This is a genomic window from Halobacterium sp. GSL-19 (assembly GCF_016917855.1).
Classification (GTDB): domain Archaea; phylum Halobacteriota; class Halobacteria; order Halobacteriales; family Halobacteriaceae; genus Halobacterium; species Halobacterium salinarum.
This window is the reverse complement of record NZ_CP070377.1, coordinates 386,164-395,508: the sequence shown is the minus strand read 5'-3', so window position 1 is coordinate 395,508 and position 9,345 is coordinate 386,164. Positions and strand designations below refer to the sequence as shown.

Annotated in this window: 13 protein-coding genes; 10 read left to right on the top strand and 3 right to left on the bottom strand. The window is 65.8% G+C overall.

The window, feature by feature from the left end; translation table 11 throughout:
• The first annotated feature begins 88 nt into the window (after nt 1-88).
• On the top strand, nt 89-703 hold the full coding sequence (locus tag JT689_RS03765) for a VOC family protein (protein ID WP_205251566.1): 615 nt from the start codon (nt 89-91) through the stop codon (nt 701-703).
• Nucleotides 704-713: 10 nt separating this feature from the next.
• On the opposite strand, the gene JT689_RS03760 is transcribed toward JT689_RS03765, so the two are convergent.
• A complete protein-coding gene (locus tag JT689_RS03760) occupies nt 714-1,040 on the bottom strand; it encodes a hypothetical protein (protein WP_205251565.1) in 327 nt (108 codons plus the stop codon).
• Nucleotides 1,041-1,295: 255 nt separating this feature from the next.
• On the opposite strand from JT689_RS03760, the gene JT689_RS03755 reads away from it, so the two are divergent.
• Nucleotides 1,296-1,517, top strand: a complete 222-nt coding sequence (locus tag JT689_RS03755) for a hypothetical protein (protein ID WP_205251564.1) — start codon at nt 1,296-1,298, stop codon at nt 1,515-1,517.
• A gap of 178 nt (nt 1,518-1,695) precedes the next feature.
• Here JT689_RS03755 and mvaD read toward each other — a convergent pair whose 3' ends face one another.
• On the bottom strand, nt 1,696-2,673 hold the full coding sequence (mvaD, locus tag JT689_RS03750; protein ID WP_205251563.1) for a phosphomevalonate decarboxylase MvaD: 978 nt from the start codon (nt 2,671-2,673) through the stop codon (nt 1,696-1,698).
• A 107-nt stretch (nt 2,674-2,780) separates the two neighbouring features.
• Between mvaD and nth the strand changes: the two genes are divergently transcribed.
• Complete coding sequence (nth, locus tag JT689_RS03745) at nt 2,781-3,464, top strand: endonuclease III (protein ID WP_205251562.1); 684 nt, start codon at nt 2,781-2,783, stop codon at nt 3,462-3,464.
• 99 nt (nt 3,465-3,563) lie between these two features.
• Nucleotides 3,564-4,208, top strand: a complete 645-nt coding sequence (locus tag JT689_RS03740; protein ID WP_205251561.1) for a helix-turn-helix domain-containing protein — start codon at nt 3,564-3,566, stop codon at nt 4,206-4,208.
• Here JT689_RS03740 and JT689_RS03735 read toward each other — a convergent pair.
• Nucleotides 4,205-4,693, bottom strand: a complete 489-nt coding sequence (locus tag JT689_RS03735; protein ID WP_205251560.1) for a hypothetical protein — start codon at nt 4,691-4,693, stop codon at nt 4,205-4,207. The two genes, JT689_RS03740 and JT689_RS03735, sit on opposite strands and share 4 nt — an antisense overlap.
• A gap of 95 nt (nt 4,694-4,788) precedes the next feature.
• On the opposite strand from JT689_RS03735, the gene JT689_RS03730 reads away from it, so the two are divergent.
• The 6 genes from JT689_RS03730 (at nt 4,789) to JT689_RS03705 (ending at nt 9,268) form a co-directional block, all read left to right on the top strand.
• Nucleotides 4,789-5,700: a hypothetical protein gene (locus JT689_RS03730; protein ID WP_205251559.1), complete on the top strand. Its 912-nt coding sequence runs from the start codon at nt 4,789-4,791 to the stop codon at nt 5,698-5,700.
• Between the two features lie 75 nt (nt 5,701-5,775).
• Entirely contained in the window at nt 5,776-6,465 is a 690-nt protein-coding gene (locus tag JT689_RS03725) for a plastocyanin/azurin family copper-binding protein (RefSeq protein WP_010902395.1), read from the top strand.
• Nucleotides 6,465-6,851, top strand: a complete 387-nt coding sequence (locus JT689_RS03720) for a hypothetical protein (protein WP_010902394.1) — start codon at nt 6,465-6,467, stop codon at nt 6,849-6,851. The genes JT689_RS03725 and JT689_RS03720 overlap by 1 nt, the downstream gene beginning before the upstream one ends.
• Nucleotides 6,848-7,684, top strand: a complete 837-nt coding sequence (locus tag JT689_RS03715; protein WP_173362412.1) for a ubiquinol-cytochrome c reductase iron-sulfur subunit — start codon at nt 6,848-6,850, stop codon at nt 7,682-7,684. The genes JT689_RS03720 and JT689_RS03715 overlap by 4 nt, the downstream gene beginning before the upstream one ends.
• A gap of 2 nt (nt 7,685-7,686) precedes the next feature.
• Nucleotides 7,687-8,499 (top strand): cytochrome bc complex cytochrome b subunit, encoded by an 813-nt coding sequence (locus JT689_RS03710; protein WP_010902392.1) that lies wholly within the window; start codon nt 7,687-7,689, stop codon nt 8,497-8,499.
• A 4-nt stretch (nt 8,500-8,503) separates the two neighbouring features.
• Nucleotides 8,504-9,268 carry a cytochrome bc complex cytochrome b subunit gene (locus JT689_RS03705; RefSeq protein ID WP_205251558.1) on the top strand — a complete coding sequence of 255 codons (765 nt, stop codon included), beginning with the start codon at nt 8,504-8,506 and terminating at the stop codon, nt 9,266-9,268.
• Nucleotides 9,269-9,345: the final 77 nt, after the last annotated feature.

The following is a 9,345-nucleotide window of genomic DNA, read 5'->3' as shown; positions in this document are numbered from 1 at the left end:
CAGTAGACACGGTGCTGGGTGACACGGCCGTCACCGGGTGGCGCGGACGCCCGCGAGCGCTTTTGTTCGGCCGCTGCCTACGTGTGGTATGGCGGACACCAACAGCCCAGTCAGTGCGGACGCCCCCGACAGCCCGTTCCGGACGACCGGCACCGATCACGTCACGATTTGGGGGAGCAACGCAGCGGACACCATCGCGTTCTACCGCGACCTGCTCGGGATGCCGCTGGTGATGCGCCAGCCGAACCTCGACGACCCCGCGCAGACGCATCTCTTCTTCGACACGGGGGACGGCCGTATCCTCACCGTCTTTGTGAACGACGAGCGGTCCTCGAACCACGACCGTCTCCGCACGCAGGTCGGCGGCGTCCACCACCTCTCGTTTTCCATCGCGGCCGCGGACTTCGAGGACGTGATGGCGGCGCTGGACGACGCCGGCCACGGCTACAACGTCTTCGACCGCGGCATCTTCTGCTCGCTGTACACGCAGGACAACAACGGCCTCATCGTCGAGCTGGCGGCTGACAAGTACGACATCCCGGACGACCGCCGGGGCGAGGTGCTGGCGGCCGCCCAGCGCATCCGTGAGGCCGACGGCGCGGACTTCGCCGCGGACCGCCACATGGAGGCGGCCTTAGACGAACTCGGCATCGACGCCGAGCCTGCCGACCTGCCCGACGCCGCCACCGGTGCCGGCGTCTGAGTGGCGGCGCTCAGTCGAGAACGCGCAATCGGTACCCCGCCAGTCGCTCAGGGTTCGCCACGCGGTCGGTCCGCGTGGCGGCGTCCACGATGGCCGCGACGAACGACGTCGGGACCTCCACGGCGATGAAATCCGAGTCCCCGGGCACCGTCAGGCGCGCCATCGTCCGGTCGGTGCCGTCGTCGTTGTAGATACTGCCGACCCGGTCGCCGTCGTGGCGGAACCGCAGCGTCACGTCGGTCACCTCAAGCGCGTCGAATCGCACCTCGAAGACGCGGTCCGTTGCTTCGAGGCGTGCGAGGAGGGCACCGTCGAGTTCGGTGACAGTGGTGTCCATGGGGACGTAACGGGCGGCTCCCGCATAGGCGTGCTGGGGGCGTGTGCTGAAAGCTTCTATCGGCGGTGTGCTCTGGCCCCAGTGCGGTCAGCACAGTGCAATCACGGCTCGAAGTCGGCCGACACCGATCAGCTCTGTTCGGAACGCCGCACGGGGCACAGGGCGTATTCGGCGAACGGCGACCGTACAGATCATACGCCACGGGCGTGTGAACCGCGGTAGGTAGCTGCGCTGCTGTGTGGGGGTTGATTTAATATGAACACGCTCTCACGTAATCCAGACATGAACAAGCCCGAAATTGTTCGGTTGCTCGTACTCTGGTTCGTCGTCGTGGTTTTTCTGCAGACATCACCTGGGAGTGACGGGCCAATAACGATGGGGATCGGTCTCTTCGCGCTCGCGTTGTTTTGGATCATCCCCCTCTATGTGCTCACATCCTGTTTGTCGACAGTGATGGGCGGATTGCGGGCTAAGTGACATCCTCCTCGCGGTAAACGGCGAGGCTTCCCGTGCCGCATGGGATATCTGCCGGGCTGCGATACGACCTGTTCTCTCGTGGTGAACGTCCCGCTCTCGCGGTCGTGGTTTCGGTGGTGTCGTTTCCGTCGGTGCCTCCCGAGTAGCCGGCGAGGCCGTGGATCGCGGACCGAGGCACTCAGAAGATCGCGTCGCGCTCGTCGAGTTCGTGGGCAGGCCCGCCGACCTCCCAGACGGCGGTGTCGACGCCGCAGTCGGCGACCGCAGCCTCGACCTCGTCGGCGTGACTCGCAGTGGTGTTCACGTACACTGTCGCGCCGGTATCCGTCGAGAAGTACGTCGGCACGCCGTCCGCCCGGAGCTCCCGCACGGTCTCGAATATCGAGAGCGTCTCGGGCTTCCAGTACACCCACCCGGACGGCCCCGTCATCGTCGTCGCCGCGAGCGACAGCGAGTCGTGCTCGGCGGTCTCGAAGACGCGCTGGAAGTCGCCCGCGCGGACGGCGTCACGCATCTCCGCGAGTTGACCCTGGACGTGTGCCAGCCGCGCGTCGAACATGTGGCTGTCGGCGGCCTCGGCGTGGGCGGACTCCGTCTCCTTGTAGGCGGGCACCTCGCCCACGACGATGCGCAGATCGGACGCGAACTCCGCGGGGGCGTCGAGGCGTTCGCTGCGGCAGTCGGCGTCGTTCAATCCCGCGTGCAGATCCGAGAACCCGCCCGTGACGGCGCGGGCCGCCGACGCCGATCCGCGGCGCGCGATCGTCGACACCGTTGGGAGATCTAGGTCCAGGCCGGCGGCGCGGACGCACGCCAACGCGGCCGCCGCGAACCCCGACGACGACGACCCCAGGCCGATGTTCGTGGGGAAGCTGTTCTGGCTCTCCAGGCGCACGCGGTGGTCGAACCCGGCGCGGTCGCGGACCGCATCGACCACGCTGCGGATGCGGTCCGCGCCGTGACCGGTGGCCGTGTCGCCGTCGACGACGTACTGGTCGGCGTCGCGGTCGGGATCGAACTCGACGGTCGTCGTGGTGTTGCTGGGCGCGGTGCAGACGCTGATGGAGTCGTGGTACGGCATGCGAAGCGACTCGTCGCGCATCCCGTGATATTTCACGAGGCCCTGGATGGGGTGTGCGCGCGCGGTTGCTTTCATACGTCGATGCGGGGGTGTCGCGCGCATAAGCGTCCCGGAAGCAGCCGCACGGACACACCCCGTGGTGGTTCCGGTACAGCGAAGGGCGTCGACGCCCTGGCAGTGGTATGGGCACGCGACTGGAGACGCGAAGCGCACAGGTCGAGACCGTCATCGACCGGCTGCGCGAGCAACACCCCGACCCGGAGATCTCGCTGCGGTTCTCCTCACGCATGGAGCTGCTCGTGGCGGTGATCCTGTCCGCACAGTGCACTGACGAGCGCGTCAACGCCGAAACCGAGCACCTCTTCGACACCTACGAGACCGTCGCGGACTACGCGAACGCCGACGAGGAAGCGCTGGCTGCGGAACTGAACTCGATCACGTACTACAACAGCAAGGCCGGATACATCAAAAGCGCCGCACAGTCGATCCTCGAAGACCACGACGGCGCAGTACCCGACACCATGAGCGACCTCACGGACCTCTCGGGGGTCGGTCGGAAGACGGCCAACGTCGTCCTCCAGCACGGCCACGATCTGACCCAGGGCATCGTCGTAGACACCCACGTGCAGCGGCTATCGCGGCGCCTCGGCATCACCGACAAAAAGCGCCCGGAAGCCATCGAAACCGACCTGATGCCGGTGGTGCCCGAGAACCACTGGAAGAACTACACGCACTGGTTGATCGCGCACGGCCGAGAGACGTGTACGGCCCGGAACCCGGACTGCGGGGCGTGCGTGCTTGCGGACATCTGCCCGTCGTCGAAGACCGACCACGACATCGACTTGGCCGACGGCAGCGAGTGGTGACGACCGCTCGGTGACTGTTTTGGTCCCGCCAGAGGGGAGTTAAACACGGATTGTAGCCTCGCGAGCGGTTTTATATCCGGCCGCCGTACGTCCGTGTGGATGACAGCGAACCGCCTCCTCCCGGGCAGCGCATCGGTCGACGCCGGCGACGGCTCGGAAGTCGTTCACATCCGGGAGGACGCCGCCGATGATGTCTTCGACGCGCTCGGGTCTCGGACCGCACGCGAGATCCTGAGCGCGCTCTACGAGGAGCCCGACACGGCGTCGGGCGTCGCCGACCGCGTCGACACCTCCCTGCAGAACGCGAGCTACCACATCGAGAACCTCGTCGAGGCCGACCTCCTGGAGGTCGCGGACACGTGGTACTCCGCCCAAGGCCGAGAGATGAGCGTGTACGCGCCGGCGAGCGACACCCTGGTGTTGTTCGCCGCCGACAGCGGGCAGTCGCCGTCGCTGCGCAGCCGGCTGGCCGGACTGCTCGGCGTGCTCGGTGCCCTCGGCGTGGTGAGCGTCGCCGTCCAACGGCTGCTCGCCGGGGGTACACCGCGCTCGGGTGCCAGGATGCGCGTGGCATCCGAGCGGGTCACACAAGCCGCGGAAAACACCACCGAGCCCGGCGTCGTCGATCGGATCGGACACGCAGTCACGGCGACGCTGCAGACACTCCCGCCCGGCGTCGTGTTCTTCGCCGGTGGCGTGTTCGTCCTCGCGATGGTGGGCGCGTACGCGTGGTATCAGTCCTAAAACGGGAACTCGGGGTACCGGATGACGTACCGGGCGAGGCCCAGCACCCAGGCGACCAGCCAGCAGAGCACGTAGCCCGCGACGCCGGCGCGCAGCCGGAGCCGCCAGGCGCCCATGTTCTCGTGGATGTCGTCGATCTCCAGGTCCGGATCGGGGTCGTTGTAGAGGTTGTACTGGCGTTTCGCGCGCAGGATCGGCACGATCCCGGTGAGCGCGAACACCAGAAACGCGTACGCCTGCACGCCGAAGAAGGCGTGCAGCGCCGCGAACCCGCCGAGCTGGCCGAGCAACCGGGGTGCCATCCACGTGACAACGGGCACGGTGTTCAGCGTCAGCCCGACAACGATATACGAGAGGTGGTGTCGCAGCACACCCCACGTGACGGGGTCGGCGTCGATGATGATCCACGCGCCGTAGATGTAGAACGGAAAGCTGAGCGTGACCAGCGCCGCGGCGAGGGTGGCGACCGCCACGTCTTCGACCATACGTCGGTCTTTGGCCGGCGGGACAAAACGCGTTCGGGTCGCGGCCACCCCGTCGGTCGGAAGCGTTTACTCCGTCGCCCCGCAACGCGCAGACGATGACGGACTCCAGCGCCGGCGGAGACGAAACGGAGCCGGCGGATCGCACGACACAGGACACCGACGCCGACAAGTCCGTCGAGTCGATGACCGCAAGCGACATCGCCGCGGAGGTCGACGACGAGTACGACTTCGAGGAGTTCGGCCCCCGGCAGATGGCCGAGATGGACGCCGACGAGTGGGAGGCGGCGTTCGACCCGGACGCGTGGATCACCGGCGGGGCGTTGCTCGACCGCGTGGCCGACGACCTCCGCAGCCGGGTGGCCACGCGGGACGTGTTCGCGGTCGTCGAGCGCGACACGATCGACGGCGAGCCCGTGGTGTTGGCGTACTCGGACGAGGGGTACGCCGTCGTCTACGAGGACGGCACCGTGGAGGGGTCGGGCACCGTGCTGCGCGACGTCAAGCCGACGGTTGCGTTGTGTTCGATGGACGGCTACGATGCGCCCGACCCGCCGGCGGACGCGGGGCTGCCCGACCCCCAGGAGATCCCGGAGTCGGCAAGCGGGTTCGGCACCACGCTGCTCCAGTACATCGGCATCGCACAGCTGGTGGCTGGCGTGCTGTTGTTCCTCGCGCCGTTCGTGTACGACCCGCTCGTGCGGCAGTGTCCACCGGTCTCGGTGCCGGGGTCGACGGCGCGTGCGTGCGAGATCGCGGGCGCGTCGTTCACGCTGCATCCACTGGGTGATTCCGGGATCATCGCAGCCATCGCGGGTGTGGGGTTCGTCCTGTTCGGCGTGTTCATGCTGGTGTTGGTGGCGAACGCACGGCTCTCGGATCGGTTCCGCGCCGACGAGTTCCGAGCGCGGCTGCGGTCGGTGGGTGTCGGCACCGACGACCGCCCGGCGTTCGTCCCACAGACCGACGCCGATACCGGGACGGCCGAACCGGACGAAGACACCCCGTAAGCCGGCGATACTGGCGGCGTAGTGGCACCGAGCCATCGGTGGGTTTATCCGGTTCGCATCCTGATTTCAGCGTGTATGAAGAGGCGGGACTTTCTCAAAATTGCAACCGGCTCGGCTGGCGGCGCGGCGGCCGTCGGAGCAGTCGGTGCGCGGTCGTCCTCGTCTTCGTCAGCCGTACACCAACAGGCACCCGGAAACGCCACGGGCAACGGCACGGCGATGGACAACAGCACAGCAGGCAACGAGACGGCCGCCGGCGGCGACAGCGAGTCCGGTGACGGCGGCGGTGGTGCAACCACGAAGACGGTGAAGGTTGGGCCGAACAACCAGAACGTGTTCGATCCGGCTGAAGTGTACGTCTCACCGGGTGACACCGTGAAGTGGGTGTGGGAAGGATCGACTGGGCACAACGTCCACGCGACCAGCGTTCCGGACGAGGCTGGCTGGGACGCCCAGACGGAGATCGTCTCCGCCCCTCACGAGTACTCACACACGTTCGAGGGGCCGACCGGCGAGTACAGCTACGTCTGTGACCCCCACAAGAGTCTGGGGATGAAAGGCAAAGTGATCGTCAACGAGAACGGCCAGGCACCGAGCGGCGGCGGCGGCCCAGTGGAGCGGTCACCCCACGAGATGGGCGTCCCGATTCAGGCCCACTACGTGGGCATCGCCACCATCCTCATGATGATCCTGAGCATGGTGTACACGTTCTTCGTGTTGAAGTACGGCGAGTCACGGAACGCCAGCGCCCCGAACAAACCATAATGTCTTCGAAAGGCTCCAACTACGGCGACATCCACCGGTACGAGCCGGCCAGTGAGAGCACGGCCGCGATGATCACGATCGTGCTTCTGACAGTCATCGAGGTGCTGCTCGTCGGGCTGTTCACCTGGGGGCTCGTGACCGGACTGGGCACCGATCCAGTCGGAAACATGTATCTCGGGTTCCTGCTGGCGGCGGTCTTCATCGACCTGTCGTTCATCCTGATGCTGTACCGCAAGGAGTTCCTGCCGGACGTGATGATCGTCAAGAAGCGCCGCCGCAAGTGGGAGGATCTCTACATTCGCGAAGACCAGGTCGACGGCACCTCGATGTTCGAGAACACCGTCGAACAGTTCAAAACGGCGCTGTATCCGTACAAGCGTAAATAACAATGTCAGACAAATATCCAGAGAGTTCGGGTCGACGCCGGTTCGTGAAAGGCGTCGTGGGAAGCGCAGCGCTGGCCGGCGCTGGGACGGCCGGCACGGCAGTTCTCGAATCGGTCACCAACCCAACGGGGTCGGGTGGTGGGCAGACGAACTACTTCGCCGTCGAGAACACCGCCGGTCCGGCACCCCGGGGGATGCCGATGGTCCCCATCGAGATCGACGACAACGGCGACATCAAGGGCGTGTTCCCGGATGTCAAGGAGGTCGAGACGGAGACCGGTGGCACGAAAAAGCAAGCCCGGATGGAGCTGGGCGGCATCGAGTACACGCCCAACTGGTACCAGTACTGTGGCGTGCAGGGCTACGGCGGGTTGCGCCCGGACTACGACGGTGACAACTACTTCCGGTTCTCGGGCGCCGGGTACAGCTGGCAGCCCTCCGGTGGGAAAGTCAACATCGACGAGTTCGACGACTACGACACCTGGGAGAACGACTACGGTGACGCCGGCATCGGGAAGCCGGCGAAAGCGACGTGGCGGTCCCAGAACACCGATAACACGATCCCGATCCTGATCATCCGCAGTCCCGTCCTCGAAGACCGCGTCGAGTCCGCTGAGGGGGAGGTCGCCGAGTGGCTGGAGGCCGCGACCGATCAGGGCGTCATGGCGATCGTCAACAAGTGTACGCACTTCTGCTGTGCGCCACAGGGGTTCCGCACATCGAACTACGAGGGCGCTGAGGACAAGATCTACTGTCAGTGCCACCAGTCGATCTACGATCCGTTCAGCATCGTGAAAAAGAGCTTCGTCGCGTTCGCGCGGCCTGAAAACTAACAATGAGCATTGAACGCAAAGACGACCACGACCACAAGGCCTGGATCAAGGAGAAGGATCTGACGGCCATCGAGAGCACGTTCCTCACGGTGCTGGTGTGGCTCGACCGCCGCCTCCGCATTGTCGATTACTTGGAACTCCTGGAGACGCTGTACTACCGCGTCAACCTCCAGATGCCGAAAAGCCACACCGAGCAGTACAACCTCGACAACAAGTTCTGGTACTGGTATCCACTGTACTCGCTTGGGTTCTTCTCGACGCTGTCGTACGTCGTCGCGGCGATCTCCGGGGCCCTGCTTGGGTTCTACTATTCGCCGTCGGCGGCCGCGGCGACCTGTGGCGTCGACGGGAGCACGGTGGCGTACTGTGCGGTCGCGGGGATCATGACCGATCTGAACTTCGGGTTCTTCCTGCGGTCGCTGCACCGGTGGGCCGCACAGGTCATGACCGCCGCGGTCTTCCTGCACATGCTGCGCGTGTACTTCACGGGCTCGTACAAGGAACCCCGCGAAGTCAACTGGCTCATCGGCATCGTCCTGCTCAGCCTGACGATGGTCTTCGGGTACACGGGCTACCTCCTGCCGTGGGACCAGCTCGCGTACTGGGCGGGACAGATCGGTGTCGAGATGAGCCTCTCGATCCCACTGGTCGGCGACTGGGTCGCCCAGTTGATGTTCGGTGGGTTCTCGCTCGGACAGGCAACGCTCCAGCGGATGTACCTCCTGCACGTGTTCCTGTTGCCGTTCGTGGTGACAACCGTGATCGCGATCCACCTCGGGCTGGTGTGGATGCAGGGCATCGCAGAACCCCACTAACACAATGAGTGACGACCAACCAACGGACGAGGACGCTCGCACCGACGGCACGGGGATCGTCTCACCCGACGACGAGACGCCCACGTGGCGCGAACGGAAAGAACGAACGACGGGGCTGTCGCGGCTGACCTACGAGTACTTCGAGCGGTCGCGCCGCGAGGACCAAGACCTCCGCCAGGAGTCGGACTACGTCGAGCGGGACGTGCTGGCGTTCCCGACGTGGCCCCACGAGCTCGTGCGGAACCTCGCGATCACGAGCTTCTTCGTGGGCATGATCCTGTTCCTCGGCGCGACGCTGCCGCCGCACCTCGGACAGCCGGCCAACCCCAGCACGACGCCGGCCGTGATCCTGCCCGACTGGTATCTGTACTGGTCGTTCGGGCTGTTGAAGCTCAGCGCGTTGAACCCCGAGCTCGCCATCCTCGGCGGCCAGAAGCTGCTGGCCGACCGGACGTTCGGCGTGCTCGCGAACGTCGTTGTGGTCGGGTTCATCGCCATCGTGCCGTTCCTCAACAAGGGGAGCGCACGACGCCCCGTCGAGCAGCCGTTCTGGGCGTCCGTCGGCGTGATGGGTGTCGTGTTCGCGTTCACCATCAGCGCGTACTCGGCGAAAACCCACCTCCCGCTGGACCCGCATCTGAGCTTCGATCTGGCGTTCCTCATCCCGCCGATGGCGGGTGCGGTCGCGTACGCCATCCTGAAGACGATGCGCGAGGGGTACATGTACGACCTGAACAAGCGGTATTACAAGCTGCGGCCGCCGAAGTAGCGGCCCGCTTGCGGCGTCGTTTTTTCGCGTGTCGGCTCCCGGTGAGCTGTGGTTCCGTCGCAGTAAAGTAGCCAGCA